Annotated in this window: 19 protein-coding genes; 8 read left to right on the forward strand and 11 right to left on the reverse strand. The window is 52.9% G+C overall.

What is annotated here, in order from left to right:
• Positions 1 to 225 precede the first annotated feature (225 nt).
• On the reverse strand, positions 226 to 600 hold the full coding sequence (locus KP814_RS07365; protein WP_216736152.1) for a GNAT family N-acetyltransferase: 375 nt from the start codon (positions 598 to 600) through the stop codon (positions 226 to 228).
• A gap of 316 nt (positions 601 to 916) precedes the next feature.
• Here KP814_RS07365 and KP814_RS07370 point away from each other — a divergent pair, with 316 nt between their 5' ends.
• From KP814_RS07370 to KP814_RS07385, 4 genes are all read left to right on the forward strand, one after another.
• A complete protein-coding gene (locus KP814_RS07370; protein WP_216736153.1) occupies positions 917 to 1,342 on the forward strand; it encodes a hypothetical protein in 426 nt (141 codons plus the stop codon).
• A gap of 71 nt (positions 1,343 to 1,413) precedes the next feature.
• Positions 1,414 to 1,830, forward strand: coding sequence for a hypothetical protein (locus KP814_RS07375; RefSeq protein WP_216736154.1), 417 nt, complete (start codon positions 1,414 to 1,416; stop codon positions 1,828 to 1,830).
• A 452-nt stretch (positions 1,831 to 2,282) separates the two neighbouring features.
• Entirely contained in the window at positions 2,283 to 4,082 is a 1,800-nt protein-coding gene (locus KP814_RS07380) for a carbohydrate-binding protein (protein WP_216736155.1), read from the forward strand.
• A gap of 259 nt (positions 4,083 to 4,341) precedes the next feature.
• Positions 4,342 to 4,737: a hypothetical protein gene (locus tag KP814_RS07385; protein WP_216736156.1), complete on the forward strand. Its 396-nt coding sequence runs from the start codon at positions 4,342 to 4,344 to the stop codon at positions 4,735 to 4,737.
• 667 nt (positions 4,738 to 5,404) lie between these two features.
• On the opposite strand, the gene KP814_RS07390 is transcribed toward KP814_RS07385, so the two are convergent.
• Entirely contained in the window at positions 5,405 to 6,001 is a 597-nt protein-coding gene (locus KP814_RS07390; protein WP_216736157.1) for a hypothetical protein, read from the reverse strand.
• A 10-nt stretch (positions 6,002 to 6,011) separates the two neighbouring features.
• Positions 6,012 to 6,731: a HupE/UreJ family protein gene (locus tag KP814_RS07395; RefSeq protein ID WP_371824043.1), complete on the reverse strand. Its 720-nt coding sequence runs from the start codon at positions 6,729 to 6,731 to the stop codon at positions 6,012 to 6,014.
• Between the two features lie 229 nt (positions 6,732 to 6,960).
• On the opposite strand from KP814_RS07395, the gene KP814_RS07400 reads away from it, so the two are divergent.
• Positions 6,961 to 7,344 (forward strand): hypothetical protein, encoded by a 384-nt coding sequence (locus KP814_RS07400; protein ID WP_216736158.1) that lies wholly within the window; start codon positions 6,961 to 6,963, stop codon positions 7,342 to 7,344.
• A 220-nt stretch (positions 7,345 to 7,564) separates the two neighbouring features.
• Positions 7,565 to 8,143 carry a hypothetical protein gene (locus KP814_RS07405; RefSeq protein ID WP_216736159.1) on the forward strand — a complete coding sequence of 193 codons (579 nt, stop codon included), beginning with the start codon at positions 7,565 to 7,567 and terminating at the stop codon, positions 8,141 to 8,143.
• Positions 8,144 to 8,172: 29 nt separating this feature from the next.
• Here KP814_RS07405 and KP814_RS07410 read toward each other — a convergent pair whose 3' ends face one another.
• On the reverse strand, positions 8,173 to 8,559 hold the full coding sequence (locus KP814_RS07410; RefSeq protein WP_216736160.1) for a helix-turn-helix domain-containing protein: 387 nt from the start codon (positions 8,557 to 8,559) through the stop codon (positions 8,173 to 8,175).
• Between the two features lie 78 nt (positions 8,560 to 8,637).
• On the opposite strand from KP814_RS07410, the gene KP814_RS07415 reads away from it, so the two are divergent.
• Positions 8,638 to 9,390, forward strand: a complete 753-nt coding sequence (locus KP814_RS07415) for an SDR family oxidoreductase (RefSeq protein ID WP_216736161.1) — start codon at positions 8,638 to 8,640, stop codon at positions 9,388 to 9,390.
• Positions 9,391 to 9,568: 178 nt separating this feature from the next.
• On the opposite strand, the gene KP814_RS07420 is transcribed toward KP814_RS07415, so the two are convergent.
• A complete protein-coding gene (locus KP814_RS07420) occupies positions 9,569 to 9,928 on the reverse strand; it encodes a hypothetical protein (protein WP_216736162.1) in 360 nt (119 codons plus the stop codon).
• Positions 9,929 to 10,317: 389 nt separating this feature from the next.
• Between KP814_RS07420 and KP814_RS07425 the strand changes: the two genes are divergently transcribed.
• The gene (locus tag KP814_RS07425; protein WP_216736163.1) at positions 10,318 to 10,608 is read left to right on the forward strand and encodes a hypothetical protein; all 291 of its coding nucleotides are present in this window, start codon (positions 10,318 to 10,320) and stop codon (positions 10,606 to 10,608) included.
• 44 nt (positions 10,609 to 10,652) lie between these two features.
• Here KP814_RS07425 and KP814_RS07430 read toward each other — a convergent pair whose 3' ends face one another.
• The 6 genes from KP814_RS07430 to KP814_RS07455 form a co-directional block, all read right to left on the reverse strand.
• Positions 10,653 to 11,987 (reverse strand): magnesium transporter, encoded by a 1,335-nt coding sequence (locus tag KP814_RS07430; RefSeq protein ID WP_216736164.1) that lies wholly within the window; start codon positions 11,985 to 11,987, stop codon positions 10,653 to 10,655.
• Positions 11,988 to 12,038: 51 nt separating this feature from the next.
• The gene (locus KP814_RS07435) at positions 12,039 to 12,866 is read right to left on the reverse strand and encodes a magnesium transporter MgtE N-terminal domain-containing protein (RefSeq protein WP_216736165.1); all 828 of its coding nucleotides are present in this window, start codon (positions 12,864 to 12,866) and stop codon (positions 12,039 to 12,041) included.
• A gap of 36 nt (positions 12,867 to 12,902) precedes the next feature.
• Positions 12,903 to 13,763, reverse strand: coding sequence for a mechanosensitive ion channel domain-containing protein (locus tag KP814_RS07440; protein ID WP_216736166.1), 861 nt, complete (start codon positions 13,761 to 13,763; stop codon positions 12,903 to 12,905).
• Positions 13,764 to 13,822: 59 nt separating this feature from the next.
• A complete protein-coding gene (gene rimK / locus KP814_RS07445) occupies positions 13,823 to 14,737 on the reverse strand; it encodes a 30S ribosomal protein S6--L-glutamate ligase (protein ID WP_216736167.1) in 915 nt (304 codons plus the stop codon).
• A 476-nt stretch (positions 14,738 to 15,213) separates the two neighbouring features.
• A complete protein-coding gene (locus KP814_RS07450; RefSeq protein WP_216736168.1) occupies positions 15,214 to 16,080 on the reverse strand; it encodes an alpha/beta fold hydrolase in 867 nt (288 codons plus the stop codon).
• A gap of 157 nt (positions 16,081 to 16,237) precedes the next feature.
• The gene (locus KP814_RS07455; RefSeq protein WP_216736169.1) at positions 16,238 to 17,416 is read right to left on the reverse strand and encodes a response regulator; all 1,179 of its coding nucleotides are present in this window, start codon (positions 17,414 to 17,416) and stop codon (positions 16,238 to 16,240) included.
• Between the last annotated feature and the right edge of the window lie 250 nt (positions 17,417 to 17,666).

Raw genomic sequence — 17,666 nt, forward strand, 5'->3', positions numbered from 1 at the left:
CGGCACGAAAGAAAGGGGATCTCAAAAAGAAAGTTCGATCCCATATGTGTATGTTGCAAAAGAAGCCTTCGAGGGTGAAAAAATACTTTAACCACCCAAGCATCAAATATGCGGCATAGAATGCCTATATCGATGCCGGATTAATAAAAGGCGAGGGGAGAGGTTTCTAACTCTCCCTGATGACTCAATCAATGGTGGTTGTGCTCGGTCTAATCTTTCTGCCGTCTATTCGGACAGCGCCATTGTCATATATTGCGATCCAGGATTTTCACCCAATGCGGCGTTCACTCGATAACCGCAGGCTTCATACATCCGTATCGCATTTTGATTGGATTTATATACTTCAAGCAGCAGTGTTCTTACGGGCATTGCGCGACAAAGATGTTCGATAGCCGCTAGCATTTTTTCGCCAATGCCGGCGTTCTGATTCGCCGGCTTCACATACATTTGAATAATCTCCCCAGCGTCAGGTACGACTTGAGTTTCGAACGTCACGCCACAGATGCCCACCAGATCGCTATTTAGAAACGCCCCAACCATCATGGCTTTGTTGGAGCGCTCTTCAATGCGCATCTCAAAATAGAGTTTTTCCAGTTTCACTTGCTGCTCATAACCCGAACCAAAGTACTCAGGGAAAGTCTTTAACGCCTCTAATCTGATTGCTCGGTAGGCCTTGCATCCCTGGGTTCCAATACTCTGACTTCGTACAAGTTCGACTCCTTTTAAACATGCGCCTGTTTGTGTTGGGGCTATTTGACCATACAGAAATCTGGGTGTTGTAACCAATGCTTAAATAGATCTGTGGATGGTAGCTGAAGGCTCGAATTGTGGACCGCTTAGTTGTTAAGATTCAGCCAAATTCCGCGAGTTTTAAAGCGGATAGTTATTGTGCTTCTAGTCCTGTGGACGGTAAGAAATGGGTGAATCAGAAAAAGTGTATGTGGAGTTTAATTGGTGGGATGGTCCGGTAGAAGGGATTGCTGATGTCAACGGCGTACCTCATCGATTTGTCGGAGACATTGATGAGGACGAAGGTTATCGTTATTCGTACAAACTATTCCTTATCTCAGAATCTGACTTGGAGCTGGAAATTGAACAATGGAAGATATTTATGCATTGGTACCGGCGATTTGATGATGGCGAAGTAGACACAACATCTCACCCAGCCAATGGCGGTATAAATCCGAGATGGGATGAACTGGATTCATTACTGCGGCAAAGCCGGGAGGTTCCTGAGGTCTGCTTATTAGCACACGCAACTTTCGAATTCATTGAAGGACGTGAAAGTCGTTATGAGGAGAGCGGACCTAATTATCGGGTTACGTGGCATTTTATTGGGTAGAGAGCCATCGGTAGGGACGGATTATTTGATAGACGCCGACTTCTCTAGTCACACTGAACAGTGATTTTCATATGTTTGCTGAATTGCTAAAAGGCCAAGGGAAAGAAGAAAAAGCTGTGGACTTGCAAGCCCGAGCTTGTGAGAAATTTGCTGAGATAGTGATCAAATCCGGCTGTTTGAAGCTCCATGAGGGAGAGGAGAATTACAAGAGTGAAGACTGCCTGATTATTGGCGTTGCCTCATACTCCACTTCGGACATGGAACTGCTTGACGCCATTGTCGCTTCCGGCTTCCGTTCCACTCTGTCGACGTATGTTTATGACGTGTCTCATGCCCGTACCATGGAAGATTTGAACCAAGTGTTCGAAGGAATTGGCGTGGTATACCAGACTCCTCTCCTTGTGCAGCGAGTTGGCGGCAAGGTGCATGATTTAGCTTGGGGGTATGACGCCAGAGAGAAGCTCAAGCGTGTCTATCGAGTAGAGTGATTCAAGTATGAAAACTTATGCTTGGGCGTTCACCATAAGCGTTATAGCCGCCTCGCTTATGACATATCCAGGACTCTCCCACAACGCCATGGGCGAGTTTTGTCGCAACCCAGGGAAAGTGGACGTTCTGGGTGTGTGTTGTGTCGGGCGGTTTGGGGTTATTGATTTTTGTCTTTAAAACTCTCAAACGTACGGGGCAATAAGCTCTCTGTCAGTTTGGCCCAAGATGCTGCAGACCATGAAATGGTGAGAGTTGCCCGCCCGGAAAGTTCCTGTTCGTTTCCTGTGTTATTCCATTCGATTGATATGCGTTGGCGAGGTCGTACACATAGGCGCGAAGGCCTGTGCTTCAAAACATGGACTCCTACGCCATTTGGGGGGCGTTTGGGACGTATTCCCACTCTAGACTCGGGAGTGCGCCCTAATAACGACGACCAAAAAGGACTGGATTCATGCCAAAGAAGAAATTTCGACTCGCCCTCTTATCGGCTCAGCTGCTGCTCGTGGGCATCGGCGCCGCTGGCGCGCAGAGCGTTTTCGCCGCCGACTGCCCCACCAACTGGGCTGAAGGAGCCCAATATCAGGTTGCTCAGGAAGTGCTGTATCAAGGCGATATCTATCGCGCACTGGTGACGCACACCACCTATCCCGGCGCTGGCTGGACGCCGGAGGTGGGATCTCTATGGGAACGAGTCGGGCCCGCTGATTGTGATGATGATAGCAGCGGTGGCGATAACGGCGACGGCGGAGGTGACGATGGCGATGGTGGAGATCATGGCGGCGGCGAAGGTCCCTATAATCGCGCGCCTATCCCGATACCGGGCGTACTGGAGGCGGAGCACTATGATTACGGCGCTTTTCAGGATACCACTCCCTCCAACGAAGGCGGCGCTTTGCGCCAGGACGCTGTAGATATCGAGCCCAGCACGAGCAATGGCTATAACATCGGCTGGATCGAGCCCGGGGAATGGTTGGAATACAGCGTTAACGTCAGCGAAGGCGGCGTTTACACCATGTCCTCACTGGTTGCGGCGGAAAGCGTCGAAGGCCGTTTTGCGGTGAGCATTGACGGCGCCAGGGCGGTGGAAGTGACGGCGCCGGTGACTGGCGGCTGGCAGAATTGGACCTGGGTGGACGCCGGCATTGAGTTAAGCCCAGGCGCGCACACGCTGAGAGTCACTATGCTGCAATCCGGCTTCAACCTGAACGCCCTGCAATTCACGCTGGGGGACGGCCCGGGGCCAGACCCTGACGTGTCCCGCCTGTGGGCCGGCGCCAACCAGTATCAGCTTGCGCACATGTCCGAGGCGGATCGTCGCAAACAATTGCAGGCGATGAAGGACAGTGGATTGAAAGTCTTACGCGTTTTTGTCACGCGCAGGGGCGATGCGCCATGGGAGATCCAACCCAAGGGCTGGACCTATGAAGAACCATTGGGCGTATACCACGACGATCAGCTGGAGAAAATGGATAAGCTGATGCAAGAGTGCCAGGAGATGGGCATAAAGATGGTGCTGGCGTTGATCAATTTCGCTTACGCGCAGGATTCCAACTCAGTCTATTACAATGCTTTCGGCCCTGTCGGGATGTATCAGCAGGATGCGATAGACGCCTATAAAAAGCGCTTCTCCCACTTTCTTAACCATCAAAACCCTTATCTCGGCAATAAGAAATGGAAGGACATTAACGACGTGGTGCTGGCTTGGGAAATCGCCAATGAATCCGGCGTGTCTCTGGCGGATGAGAACCTGTCGAACGATCAGAAATATAACATCCACCGCAACTTCCTGACCCAGATGGCCGCCCACCTGAAAGCGGAAGACCCGGACACCTACGTCGCCCTGGGGATCGCTGGCTACGATAAGTACTACAACAAAGGCAGCGCCGACGATATTAAAACACTGGGCGACATTCCGGCGGCGGATATCTATACCTTGCACTATTACGGCGGCGACCTGGATCAGTGGTTGAACGACGCCCTGCCGTCAGTGCGACAGTGGGGCAAACTGTTGTTCGTGGAAGAGTTTGGTAAAGAACGCAAGGTGGGGATGGAAACGATGACAAACGAATACCGCCATGTGGCGGAAACCGCGAGACGTCGTGGCATCCCCTGGATGTTCTGGCGCATGGGATTGCGCAAGGATGAGAATACCTGGTCAGTCATGAATGACGATGGCGTCTGGCGCGACGTTATTGATCCCGAATCAAAGCGGATATCGGAGATTGAAACCAGCGATCCCTGGTTGCGTTAGTCTTACTAGTCTTATCAGTCCTATTAGTCCAGCAGACAAGTAGCTTCCTTCTATTTGTGTGCGAATGACAGGTTGTCTGCGGATGACAGGGATGAGAATAGTTGACCTTGTGTTACTATTTCTCCGGCTTAAATGGAGGCGTCGGATGCATTAAATCCGACGCCTCCTGAACCGACCATTGTCTGACCTGTCCCACAAACATATTGAGAGCCTGTGAAGATTTATTTACGCCAATACGCCGCTCTCGTGAGGAGATAACATGCCGAAGGGAATCAAAGTCATATCCATCATCAACACAGTTTTTTTGTTGCTCAACCTGGTGCTAGTCATCATCGTAGCTGATGATTTATCCCGCTATGTGCTGATGGCGAATTGCGTAGCCTGGACCCTGTGCGGACCCTTGCTGTGGGTGCGCTCGAAGTATGTCTGGATGCTGGCCAGACCCTTGATATACGGCTGGGCGTTACTGACTGTGTTCGGCATGTTGATGGGAGATTGGGCGTCTTTGATTATCAGTTTGATCACCGGTATTCCGTTTCTGGTCTACATCATTGGCGTTCGCGGATACCTGAATGAGGACCACGTCAGAGCTTACTTTGGCGTACCGCCAAGTGAAGTGAAAACAACTCAGGAAGATGAAACCGCTCCGGCATGAGTAGGTGCTCTGGTTTTATACCTTCCAATACCCTGGCCATATTCCCCCCGTTCGCCCTGAGCCTGTCGAAGGGCTTTCCAGAGCGCTGGTTTGAAACCGTCATATGCGTCACGACTCTGGGATAGGGTGATATTTCCTTTATTCGCCCGGGAGGGCCCTTCGACAAGCTCAGGGCGAACGGAGTTGGGATGAGCGTTGGAGGGGGATTGTAGGATGGTTTAGCTTGGTTTGATTGGAAGGATTCTGATCGGAAGGATGGATGGCGCAGGGTGAAAAACTGTGTGTCCTAAGTATTGAGATCACCTTAAATCTCACGCGAAAGGAAAACCTGGCCGGCTATTTCCCGTTCGACTCAACTTTCCCGCTCCCATATTCCCCGTTCGCCCTGAGCCTGTCGAAGGGCTTTCCAGAGCGGTGGTTTGAAACCGTCATATGCGTCACGACTCTGGGATAGGGGGATTTTCGTTTTATTTGCCCGGGAGGGCCCTTCGACAAGCTCAGGGCGAACGGAGTAGGAATAAGCGCGAGGGAAAATATATTCTAATGATCCTTGAGGATCGTGTGATGGGGCTGTGCCCGGGAGGACCCTTCGACAGGCTCAGGGCGAACGGAGTGGGGAGGGGACGTTCTTTTTTGTCTTCTTTGGCGTTGACATGAGGCTCTGCGACTACAACTTATAAAGCTTCTCGTAAAACCCGGTTGTGGTGACGGTTACGGTGACGGGTTGATTGCCGCTGTTGTGCCAGTACCAGCCGTGAACGCCTTCGAAGGGGGCCTGGAAGGCGCCGTTGGCGTTGGTTTTATTTCTGCCTACCCAATAGCTGGTGAATTCGTCGCCGGCATTGGGGCGTTCGCCGTGCATGTCGAAGTTGACGGGGCCTTGCGCTTCCCATTTGAACATGAAACGGTCGCCTTCCTGCATTTGCGCCTTGATCTCGGCTCCTTCATTGGGACCGAGAGTGATGGTCAGGGTGTCGTTGCGCAGTGGAGCGCTGCTTTTCCATACTGGGTTGAGCAGGGAGGCGAGTTGGGCGTCGCTGATCATGGGGTCTTCTACCGGCTCCGCTGCTTCTTGTGGGGCGATGGCGTTGAGCTGGGTCAGGCCCAGGTAGCCGCCGACGCCGGTGGGATCGATGCCGTATTCCGCTGGCAGCACCGTCGTGACGAGCAGGCTGGCGCCAACTACCATGGCGATCGCGGTTGCTTTAAACAGTGTTTTGCTGGATGGCGATACAGCGTGGTTGCGGTGGGTGATGTCATGCATGTCGATAATCTCAAGAACTCACGAAAAAGCCGGTGAGTTGGTAGCCTATTAACATAAATCCGGCGCTCATCAGGAGCACATTGGCGGTGAAGGCCTGCTTGGCGAAGGCGTCGGTTTTGCGCCAGAAACTCATGATAATGAGAATGGCGCTCAGCGCCAGTAACTGACCGATTTCCACGCCCACATTAAAGGCGATGATATTGGGGATCAGGCCATCCTGGGACAGGGTGAAATCCTGCAGCTTCGTCGCCAGTCCGAAGCCATGAAAAAAGCCGAAGATAAGCACCGCCGCTTTGGTATTGGGCTGAAAGCCGAACCAGCGAGGGTAAGCGCCAAGATTATCCAGCGCCTTGTAGACAACGGAAAGACCGATGATGGTGTCGATCAGATAAGGGTTAACCTGGGCGCCGCTCAATACGCCGTACAACAAGGTGACGCTGTGGCCGATGGCGAATAGCGTGACGTAAACGCCAATGTCTTTCATCCGATACAGGAAAAAAATCACGCCGATAAGAAACAGCAGGTGATCATAGCCCGTCACCATGTGCTTGGCGCCGAGATAGATAAAGGGAATCAGGTGCATGCCTTCCGCCTGTTCGATGAACAGCGCGTCGCCTTCCGCCACGCCGTGAGCGAACACGGGAGACGCAACGATGGCGAGAAACAGCAGGAAGAGAATGAAGGGACCGCGTGCGCTAAGCGTCGTATTTTTATATTGAGCTGAAGAAATCAAAACCACCCGGCATGGCCTCCGAAGTCTGTGTATGAGGTCGCTGTCGTAAATGCCGAAAAACTATAGCCCAGCTGCATGGCCGAACCTATCAGCCGAAATGCTGAACTTGTCGCTTTTGTGAAGAGTACGGCGAAGGTTATGCCCCCCGGCGGGGGCTCGCAAGCGTTGAAGTCTCGGATCTGTTATTGCGATACTCTTCAGCTCCATCCAATGCCTCAATTTGATTATGGCCAAGAAACGCAAAACGAAACCTTCGCCCAAAAATCCCCTGGACGCCAGTTGGCTGCTGGCGGAGGCGGATAAGCGCGACAAACTGGAGGCGAGGGCGGCCCGAATGAGCGCCAGGAACGCCCGCATCGCCAGTCAAGTCGTGAATGAACTGGTGCGGACGGACGCCGACTGGGAGCAAATCTTCAAAGCGCTGAATCCCCGTAAAGACGAGAAAATTCAAACACTGCTGCTAAGGTTCCGCGGCCCGCATATGTTCGCCCCCCATGTGGCGTTGAACATCCTGCAACACTGCCTCGAAGCGAATCCGACCCTGGATTTGAATGGCTTGGTAAACGCGGCGGTTGATGAATCAGGTAAAGTGACGAAGTTTAGAAGTTAGTGGGGCGACTCAAATGAAGTTTTCTATCTTGTCCCGTTGGTTGCGAAATCCGTGGAGCTTTTATAATGCAGTTTATGAAAATAGTTGAGAGGCTTGTAGAGTACTATGATCCTATGCTTCAGCATATTATAAGCTTGCTGAAAAAAGTGATTATAGACAGCCCATTAATGGCGACTTTATCGCCATCGGCTATGAGCAGTTTAGATTTCGATACAACTATATGTTTGGCGACTCTGTATGTGACATAGATGATCTAAGTGACATAAATCTGGGAGAGTCAATTGTTAAAGAAATTGAAGTAGAACTATTGAATAATGGCATATTCGTTAGAGAGTACGAGGACGACGAAGGCGAATGGGAGGTTGACGACTCCGAAGCGTTTCTTGAGTTGATCGTGTTTGCGGCTCTACCATTGGTATTGCTCATGTGTAGACAACGTTTAGCCGAGTCAGGCTTGACTCTAGATGGTATTAATTGGATTGTATTTGACGATGCAGAGGGAATGCCTGGCCAAGCGAATTTGTATATGAAAAGCGATGTGGGCGACACAGATTCTGCCATCGCACTTCAGTGGTTAGCGTCTATTAGTTCAGATGAAAAAATTGCTCGTTTCTTGCAAACAATTTACATACTCAGGTTTTCGGGATTCTCAACTAGTGGGAATAAAATAAAACGAAAATCTATTTTAGAGGCGTTTCTCACTACGATTTCTGGAGAGCACGTGGCTCTTACTTCTGAAGATTGGCTCGACTGTGAGCATATTTGGGACGTGGCGCTGAAATGCTTCCCAGAACTCTGACATTTGCAGTTTCCATAAGAGCTGCCCTTTTAACTCGCGTTATTCCGACTATTCGCCAATAACTCATCCCGATGCTCGGTCATCCACTGCGCCAGTGAGTCCAGTGTGGGTTTCAGCGTTTTTCCGAGTTCTGTAATCCGATACTCAACTCGTGGCGGCATTTCCGGGTATTCCTGTCTGGACACGATGCCTAATGATTCGAACGTCCTGAGTTGTTTGGTTAATTCTTTTTGCGTAATGCCGCCAATGCCTCTTTGCAGGGAGCCAAATCGAATAATATCGTCGGTAATAATCAGGCGATATAAGGTCGGTATCGCCCATTTTCCGGAAACGATGTTGATGAAATCCGTCATTGGACAACGTGAATCGTCAGGAACTTTTTTATCCGAATGACTGATTTTCTCTTTAGTATCCATTTGGAACCTACTGTTTTAACGAATATAGCCTGCCTATACTATAAATCCTCTAATGAATTGCAAGTAAAGGCGAGTAGTATGTCGAAAAGACTGGATGGGAAATATGCATTAATTACAGGTGGAACAGCGGGTATTGGTTTGGAAACCGCTAAGCAGTTTCAACTTGAAGGGGCGACCGTTGCCGTCACGGGCCGTAATGAATCTGGTTTGCAATATGCGCAGGATCAACTGGGAGAGTCGGCGCTGGTTATAAAGAATGATGCTGGCAAAGTAGATCAACAAACTATATTGGCGCAGCAATTATCTGACAAATTTCCGCGCATCGACATTGTATATATCAATGCCGGCGATGTAACCCATAAACCATTGGATGAGTGGGACGAAGAGTGCTTTGACAGAGTCATGGACACTAACTTGAAAGGGCCCTTCTTTTTAATTCAGTCATTGCTGCCTTTATTGTCTGACTCGGCATCCATTATTTTATGCGGCAGTGTTTCAGCCCAGATCGGGTTGGCGCAAAGCAGTGTGTATGCGGCTAGCAAAGCGGGACTTATTTCTTTATCCCGGACGCTATCCGGGGAGCTGCATCACAAAGGAATTCGGGTTAATACTCTTAGCCCTGGGCCTACTTATACCGACGCTTTTCAGAAATTTGGTTTATCGGAGGAGAAGCAGCAGGAACTGATAGAGGAGGTTAAGGAGCTGGTGCCGTTAAAGCGTATGGGAACGCCATTGGAACTGGCGAAAGCCGCCGTTTTTCTGGCGTCGGATGAATCGGCTTACATGTTGGGAGCAGAGCTGTTGGTGGATGGAGGAGTGGGAAATTTATAAAAGGGAAAGACTTTTCTTCTTTAAAAGAATCAACCTGACATTACCGGTAACCGTCAGGTGTAAATACCGCTATGGTTGGCCTGGAGGGGCGATCCCAGCGCAATAACTCAACATATCATCGCGAGACCTTAATAAGGTTCTATCTATGGCCGGGCGCCCCCATATTCTTTTTCAGCGATTACCTTTTTAAGTTGATGATAAAGTCGTTTCCGTCAGCGTGGCCAATGACCTGCGGCTCTTCCAGTTTCACCAGGACTTGTGAGTTGAAGGCGTGGCTTGCTTCTGGCTCTTTCGCATTGCTGATAAAATCAACATCCACGATGTAATCGGCGTTCTGCTTCTGAATTTTTCCAGATAGTTGCACGCTCTTCGTATCCGTTTCCATGGCGCCGGCGAAGGCGTTGTTTTCGTCGATAGGCGCTGACATTAAGGTATCGCCGTAAGTGAACACCACCTGGGTCGGCTCCGAGGGTTGATTCGACGCACAGCCGATGAATAGTGAGCACATTGCGAGCATTAATTGGGACTTGATCTTCATTCTGCTATGTCTATAAATTTCCAAAAAAGAGCGCTAACTATTCGTTGTTTTATTAACGATGTAAAGTTAACAATTCCAACTACTTAGGCCGCATTGGAAAATTCTTAAGCAAGCCTGAAAGGGCGGTCTTTTTTTCTGGTGTAGTTTGATAATGATCTGGCCAAAAGTTTGGGTTTATTTTCGTTATGAAGCGCTCGCATTTTCGCTTGGGATCTGTTTACACTAAAACTTCGTAATCACCCCGTTGAAATTTAAAGAGCGGCAAAACTTATCGAGTTGCAGCCGGGCATGACGGCGCGAAAGCGTATGAATCACCGCCCGCCGATGGAAGATTGTTCCTGGCGCTTCTCCATAACACTCAAACCAATGATTAAAGGCAGGAGCAAACTGTGTACGTAATGCTGCATGAACCGGGCTCGTGGTTTCTATTTGAGCAGGACACGAAGTTCTATCTCGACGCCAGATGTTCCCGCTCGTTTGTGGACTTTTCCATTCTCATTGAACTCAATGAGGAAGAGAGCGAGGCGTATCAAGCTGAAGGCAAGGCGTTCATTGATCAATTGGCGACGCGCATCAACGCCTGTCAGAACGAGTTTTTGCCCAGAGACATCACCAATGCTCATCTGGCCGCAGTGAGCCAGGCGGTTTCCGAGTGGCGGGAAACCACCGTCAGGCATTAATCGTCGTCAATGACTGGTCTGGCCTGTCTACATCAGCAAGCCTTCTATCCCTCGGGCAAGAGTCCCGACAGCAAGGTCGCAATCCCCAGAAATGACATGAAACCGGCGATGTCGGTCACCGTGGTCAGGACGATGGAAGAGGATTGCGCCGGGTCCAGGCCGAGTTTCTTGAGCGCCATGGGCACCAGGGCGCCGGCGCCGCAGGCGATGGTCAGAGACAACACCATGGCGAGGGCGATGATCAGCGCGAGGCCAATAGAGCGGCTCCAGATCCAGACTCCGATAGCGCAGGTCACGGCGATAATGACGCCGTTGAGAAAACCGGCGAAGCTTTCTTTGCGAAACACCTGTCCCATATTACGAATCGTGATTTCCTTGAGAATCAGGCCGCGCATGGTCACCGCCAGGGCCTGAGCGCCGGCGTTGCCGCTTTGGCCCGCCGCCACGGGCAGCAAAATCGCCAGGGCGGTGTACTTGGAAATAATGCCTTCGAAAGCGCCGACCACGCCAGCGGCCACAAACGCCGTCACCAGATTGATCTGCAGCCAGGGCATGCGTTTGCGTACGGCGAACCAACTGCTCGAAAGCGCTTTTTCATCCTTGCTCGCGCCCACCATCGACGCGATATCGGAGGCGAGGTCCTCCTTGGTGCGCTGATAAATATCCGCGCTGCGAATCAGGCCAACCACCTGGTCATGTACGTCCAGCACCGGAAGGCTGTTGGCGCGCATCCCTTCGAACTTTTCGATGACGTCGTCGACCGGGTCCAGGGTGCTGAACGACGCGGTGATGGGACGCACGATTTTCGAGGCTTTGTCCTTGGCGTTGGCGAGAATCAAATCGCTCAACTCAAAAATCCCGATGACGTTGCGCTCGTCGTTGATCAGGAAAAAAGCGTCCATGTGTTTGGGGCGTCGGTACTTAATCTGCTGCAGCACTTCTTCTACGGTTAGATCCGCGTGAAACATCTGCACCCGGGCGTCCATCATGCGTCCCGCCGTGTTGAGCGGATAAGAGAGCAGTTCGGTCAGTTCCTTTTCCGTCGCTTTTTCCGTCGCCGCGATGCGGGCGAGAATCGCCTCTCTTTGCTCGTCCTCCAGACGGGACAACAGCGCGGCGGTAAGCTGAATATCCAGCTTCAGCAGCAGCTCCATCGCGGCTGCTGGCTCCCAGTTGGCGATCAACTGTTCGCCCAGACCGGGAGGCATATAGGGAAACAGATTGGCGACGACGGACGCGGGTTGCTGGCTCAGGAGCGAGACCGCCTCCTGATTCGGCATCTTGGCGATTTCACGTGCGGCCTTGGCGGGAAAGCGCAGCAAATAAGCGTCTGTCAGCTGTTGCGCCGTGTCTTTGATGTAGGACGTTGTGTTATCCATAAAGATTCCTTGCCAGATGTTCGGGCGCTATGCGCCTTGTCTGTGAGCCGGTCATACCAGGGAGTCGCGCACCGCCTCCACCATCGCCTGCATGCTTTCGCCGTGGGCGCGCAGTAAATCCAGCGCCGCTGACCCAGAAGGCTTCTGCGGAGACGCCAGCCAGTCGGAATGAGTAGACAGCAGTTCGCGTAAACGGCTGTGCCATATCACGCCCATGAATTCACTGTGGTGAAACACAACCGGCGCGAAATCCTGGGCGGTCCATAAGGGATGACTGGCGGCGTTGCTCAGAGATAGACGACTGTTCAGGCTGATCAAAGCGGGTTTGACCAGGGCCCCCAAAATCACCTGTTTGGGCGAGCGCAGCAGCTTGATCGCAGGGATGGCGCCCAGGGGCGACCGTTGCTGATCGAGTACGAAAACGATTCGCTCTTCCTGATACTCCCGTTTTTTCAGCCGGGTCATGGCGTCTTCCACGGTCATGTCGCGGGTGAAAACCGGAACGTCAATTTCGGTCCAGGCGCCCAGCATGCTGTTGCTGTAGGAAAGCAACTGCTGACACAGCGTGCGCCGCGCCAGCGGCAGCAGGTTCAGCACGGTTTCCCGACGTTTGGGCGGCAGGTGACGCAGAATATTGCAGAGCTGGTGCGCGCCCATCTCGGCGGTCCACTGTGTGGCGCTGCTTTCCGGCGCAGCGTGAATCACCGTGGAGCAGAAACGCGGAAGCATTTCTTTCAACACACTGATGGCGACGGGCAGGGGGGCGTTGGCGAGGAACTGCGCCACTTCTCCTGCGTCTCTGTCCTCCAGCAGCCGCGCCGCCGCTCTGGGCTCCTGGCGCAGGAAGCTGAACGCTAGCTGGTAGGTCTGATCGGTCATGGCGAAACTCCGTCTGTGTCAGATAGCGGCGGCGGTTTATTTTTCTTTGGCGTGGTTGGCGGCTCCAGCCCTTATCTGGCTGATGTGCTCCATGAAAAAGGAGCCGGGAATCGCAGTTCTGCCTTGCGGGGTTTCCAGCACGATGACGGAACTGGTGATGTCGACGACCACGCCATCCACGCCAGCGATGCTGACTTCATCCCCCAGTTGCACCAGCTTGTTCACCTGCTGGGAGCCGATGATGTTCGCCACCAGATATTTGGCGCCAAGGGCGAAGGCTAAGGAGAAGCCTCCGGCGATGACGGCGGAGAGAATGATGGTGAACTGGGTGAAGAACTGGATGTTGATGCCGATCTGCTCGATGCCGATCACCACAGCGATAAAAATCACCGTGAACTGCACGCTGCGGCCGATCAGCGCCGACTGTCTGATCCCTACCGACTCCGCTGCGGAGGTCATCACCAGATTGATCACTTTGCTGAGCAGATAGCCCCCCAACATGATCAGCATGCCGGCGGCGAAATGAGGCAGGTAGAGCAGGAGCTGACTCATCCACTGGGAGACGATGTTCAACCCCAGACTGTTGGCGCCGGCGGCGATAAAGAACAGCAACACCAACCAGAAAACCGCTTTGCTGATGACGTTGGTGTAGGACTGCCGCAGCTTGAGGGAGGAGGGGCTGGTGGAGAAGCGCGCAAACAAGCGACCAAGCAATTTCTCCAGCAGAGTCACCCCGGTGCGCACGGCGCGCGCCAGCGCCAACGCGATGAAAAAGCCGAAGAAGAACAGCGCCAGCGCGCCCAGAATATTGGGCGTAAAGGCGATCAGTTGCTGTATTGTCTGCTCGTAAGTCTGATGTAAGAGTTCCCGCCAACCTTGAGTTTGTATCGGATCCATGGATGCTCTCTTAGTGATAACGAGGAAATAGACTGACCTCAACGCCGTCTACGGGCGTCTTATCCTTTCCCTTTGGGCTTATTCGGGCCGTTCCGCACGTCCTTAACAATGTAGTCGATGATGGCGCCGGCGATGTCTTTATTGGTGGCGCTTTCAATGCCTTTCAGGCCGGGGGAGGAATTGACCTCCAGCACCAGTGGACCGTGACTGGAGCGGATAATGTCCACCCCTGCCAGATCCAGCCCCATCACCGTGGCCGCCTGCACCGCCAGACGCCGCTCATCCGGACGCAGCTTCACCACTTGGGCGCTGCCGCCGCGATGCAGATTGGAGCGAAACTCTCCCGGTTGCGCGGTGCGCTGCATGGCGGCGACCACTTTATCGCCGATGACAAAACAACGGATGTCGCTGCCGCCGGCTTCTTTAATGAATTCCTGCACCAGAAAATCCGCCTTCAAACCGCGAAAGGCGTTGATCAGGGTCTCAGCGGCCTTATCCGTTTCCGCCAGCACCACGCCATTGCCATGAGTGCTGGCCATGACTTTCACGATCAAGGGCGCGCCGTTCACGGATTCGATCAGGTCATTGGTGGCGTCCGCCGAATGCGCGTAACTGGTCACCGGCTGTCCCACGCCTTTGCGGGCCAGAAGCTGATGGGCGCGCAGTTTGTCGCGGGACCGGGTAATGGCGATGGATTCGTTAATGGAATACACCCCGCTGACCTCAAACTGACGCAGCACCGCGCAGCCATATGTGGTTACGCTGGCTCCGATGCGGGGGATCACTGCATCGAACTGTAATTCCTCAGAGACGCCGCCGCTGCGGTAGCGCACAGTGGGCGCATTGGTGGTGATGTTCATGTAGCACTTCAACACATCCACCACTCGCGGTTCATGCCCACGCTCGCGGGCCGCCTCCACCAGACGGGACGTTGAGTAGAGTTTGGAGTTTCTTGAGAGTATGCCTATTTTCATTTTTTTTATTCCTTGTGACGGTTGTGGGGCTACTGACATCCCTGTGACAGCCTGTCTGCCCCGGGCGAAAAGAAGAGGATTAATAGACGTTTGTGAATTCGGACTGCGATAAGTTCATACTGCGTTATAAAGTATAGACAGGAAGCGCCATAGTGCCCGTTTGTTTACAAAGCAAGGCCAGCGGTGTGGGCCTCATCGCCCGGACCTGTCTTTGAATAAAGCGCAGACGTAGCGAGTCCATAGCGTTTCTCGCCACTGCTTTTTTTAGGGGTAAGTTAGAGGGCGTGTTGGATGGCTCTTCGCTTATCCAACCTACGTTTATTGCTGTGTACTGGAATGCATACGAAAGCGGGAACTAAACGTTTTAATTGAATACTTCCACTCGTTTTTTTCAAAACAGAGTAGGTCTTTAACAGAGTAGGTTGGAAAAGCGAAGCGCCTTCCGACATTAAGATGGACTGCAAAACGACAGACTTTCAGCCGCAGGGGTACGCGGTCGTTGGGGTTGTCGAAACCAGAAAATCCAACAACGCCTGATTAAACAATGCTGGCTGGTCCATCAGCGGCAGGTGACCGGCGCGGGGAATGCGATGCAGTTTTGCGTTTGGCATCAGTCTGGCGGCGGCTTCGCCGTGCTCGATGGCGAACAGTTGGTCCTGTTCTCCCCAGATAATCAGCGTCTCATTGTGAATGCCTCGCAGCGCTTCCTCCGGCAGAGCCGCTACTGCTGCGCCACGGCCTTGAGTGAAGGGGTTTTTACCGCCGGGGCGTTTGAGCACTTCAATGGAGTAATGAGCATGATTGGGGTCCCGCTTGCCCGTATCGAACAGCAGCGAAGGCGTGAAAAAGCGATTCGCCAACGCGGACGGAAAACTGTTCAACCAGATCATGCCAACCATGGGACGCAAGGAAGGCCGCGCGCCCAATGCCGCAGCGTCCACCAACACCAGTTTGTCTACTTTGTCGGGGCAATCCAGAGCGAATTGCAGGGCGATGGCCCCGCCTTGGGACAGACCGACGATATGCGCTTTGGGAATGGCCAGCGCCGCCATGAAATCCTGCAGCCAGGCGGAAAAATAAGGGCGATCATAGGGGGCGTCGGGTTTGTCGGATTCGCCGTAACCGACGATGTCTGGCGCTATCACATGAAAGTGCTGAGATAGCGCGCCCAGAGAGGGATACCAAGTGACCGCGCCAGCTCCGGCGCCATGCAGGCATATCACCGGCGCGCCTTCCCCGGCGGACAGGTAGGCGGTATTGATTTTCCCGGCGCTGACTTGATTTTGCGTGACGGGGATTCCCATTTTATCTATCAGCGCCTGCCGATAGTTCACATTTTCCATTAGGTAACATCCTGAATTTTAAGCTGATCCATCGAAAATAGAGACGCAGCCTAACGGGAGTGACGCGGTCAAGTCAATAAAAGGGGGGTAAAATTAGCCGGGCGTGTCTGGACGCGCTCATTGAGAATGAAAATGACGGGAATGGACGCCGCGCGAGTCAATAAATCATGTCGCAAGAGCCTCCCGCTGAAGCGCGATAGGGGAGTCGGATGAAAAAGCTGCTGCCCTGGCCGAGTTCGCTTTTTACTTCAATGCTGCCGCCATGCAACAGCACCAGCTTGTGCACCAGGGCGAGGCCGAGGCCGGTGCCTTCCACGTTTTTCTTTTTCATGGAGGATTCCGCCTGCTCAAAGGGCAGGAAGATACGCTGCAGGTCTTCTTCGGACACGCCGCAGCCCTGATCGAACACCTGGATCAGCAATTCCTGGTCGTCATGCAGGCTGACCTTGAGACCCACTTGCTTACCCGAGTCAGTGAACTTGATGGCGTTGCTGAGCAGGTTGATGAGAATCTGCTTGACCCGCAGGGGATCAAGCTCCGCCGGGCCGATGTCTTCCTGTATGTCGGTCAGCAGCAGGATGCCGTGGCGGGAGGCCTTTTCTTTGATGATGCCAATGACGCTGTTGACCAGAATTTCGATGTGGGTGGGCTGAATTTCCAGCTGCAGCTTCCCCGCTTCGATTTTGGACAGATCCAGTAAATCGTTGATGATGATCAGCAGATAGGAGCCGCTGTCGTAGATCTCTTTGCAGTATTCCGTCTGCTTGGGATTCATTTCGCCCATCATGCCGTCCAGCAGCACTTCCGAGTATCCCAGAATCGCGTTGAGCGGAGTGCGCAGCTCATGGGACATGGAGGACAGGAAGTTGATTTTGTACTGATTGGACATGCCCAACTGCTTGTTCTGCTCCCGCAACTGCTGCTGGCTGCGCTTGAGCTCGTCGTCGAGGCGTTTATGCTGGAGATGGTGGCGAATGCGCGCCAGCATGACGGGGAAATCAACCGGCTTTTCAATGTAGTCGTTAGCGCCTTGTGCGAAGGCGCCGATGATGTCTTCATGGGCGTTTTTGGCGGTGACCATCAGTACCGGCAGTTCGACGGAATTAAAGTCTTTCCTGAGAATTGCCAGCACTTCCATGCCGTCCATTTCCGGCATCATGACGTCGAGCAGAATCAGATCGGGCGGTTGCGCCTCCACTTGCCGCAACGCCTCACGGCCGCTGAGCGCGATAGCACAGCGAAAGCCTTTGCGCTCCAGGCGTCGGTTCAACAGGTCGCAGTTATTCTGGTTGTCGTCAACGATCAGAATGGATGCATTGTCCGATTGCTCTGTCATCACGCCCTCCAGGCGGAATTCGCCGCGGTCGCAGTCGTCGTTACGGGGGAGGGAAGCGACGCGCCGCCGGTTTCCCATCCCTGATCGCTTTGCGGAAGCGCTTATCTATAAAAACTACCGCTAATTTGACAAAAATCAAATTCAGAGCTGTATTAAGAGACAGATGCTCATGGAGCTGATTAGTCGGGCCAACGCCCGGATGCGAGACTCTTCCCCCGTGGCTATAGAGGGATCTTTCTTCGCTGATAAT

This window comes from Hahella sp. HN01, assembly GCF_018986435.1.
In the GTDB taxonomy this organism is placed as follows: Bacteria; Pseudomonadota; Gammaproteobacteria; order Pseudomonadales; family Oleiphilaceae; genus Hahella.

Bases quoted from the DNA above. Each gene is read 5' to 3' on its own strand.
- KP814_RS07405 (WP_216736159.1), top strand. From the start codon at position 7,565: ATGTTTGGCGACTCTGTATGTGACATAGATGATCTAAGTGACATAAAT.
- KP814_RS07455 (WP_216736169.1), bottom strand. From the start codon at position 17,416: ATGACAGAGCAATCGGACAATGCATCCATTCTGATCGTTGACGACAAC.
- KP814_RS07440 (WP_216736166.1), bottom strand. From the start codon at position 13,763: ATGGATCCGATACAAACTCAAGGTTGGCGGGAACTCTTACATCAGACT.
- KP814_RS07410 (WP_216736160.1), bottom strand. From the start codon at position 8,559: ATGGATACTAAAGAGAAAATCAGTCATTCGGATAAAAAAGTTCCTGAC.
- KP814_RS07450 (WP_216736168.1), bottom strand. From the start codon at position 16,080: ATGGAAAATGTGAACTATCGGCAGGCGCTGATAGATAAAATGGGAATC.
- KP814_RS07380 (WP_216736155.1), top strand. From the start codon at position 2,283: ATGCCAAAGAAGAAATTTCGACTCGCCCTCTTATCGGCTCAGCTGCTG.
- KP814_RS07370 (WP_216736153.1), top strand. From the start codon at position 917: ATGGGTGAATCAGAAAAAGTGTATGTGGAGTTTAATTGGTGGGATGGT.
- KP814_RS07435 (WP_216736165.1), bottom strand. From the start codon at position 12,866: ATGACCGATCAGACCTACCAGCTAGCGTTCAGCTTCCTGCGCCAGGAG.
- KP814_RS07400 (WP_216736158.1), top strand. From the start codon at position 6,961: ATGGCCAAGAAACGCAAAACGAAACCTTCGCCCAAAAATCCCCTGGAC.
- KP814_RS07415 (WP_216736161.1), top strand. From the start codon at position 8,638: ATGTCGAAAAGACTGGATGGGAAATATGCATTAATTACAGGTGGAACA.
- KP814_RS07420 (WP_216736162.1), bottom strand. From the start codon at position 9,928: ATGAAGATCAAGTCCCAATTAATGCTCGCAATGTGCTCACTATTCATC.
- KP814_RS07430 (WP_216736164.1), bottom strand. From the start codon at position 11,987: ATGGATAACACAACGTCCTACATCAAAGACACGGCGCAACAGCTGACA.
- rimK (WP_216736167.1), bottom strand. From the start codon at position 14,737: ATGAAAATAGGCATACTCTCAAGAAACTCCAAACTCTACTCAACGTCC.
- KP814_RS07390 (WP_216736157.1), bottom strand. From the start codon at position 6,001: ATGCATGACATCACCCACCGCAACCACGCTGTATCGCCATCCAGCAAA.
- KP814_RS07385 (WP_216736156.1), top strand. From the start codon at position 4,342: ATGCCGAAGGGAATCAAAGTCATATCCATCATCAACACAGTTTTTTTG.
- KP814_RS07375 (WP_216736154.1), top strand. From the start codon at position 1,414: ATGTTTGCTGAATTGCTAAAAGGCCAAGGGAAAGAAGAAAAAGCTGTG.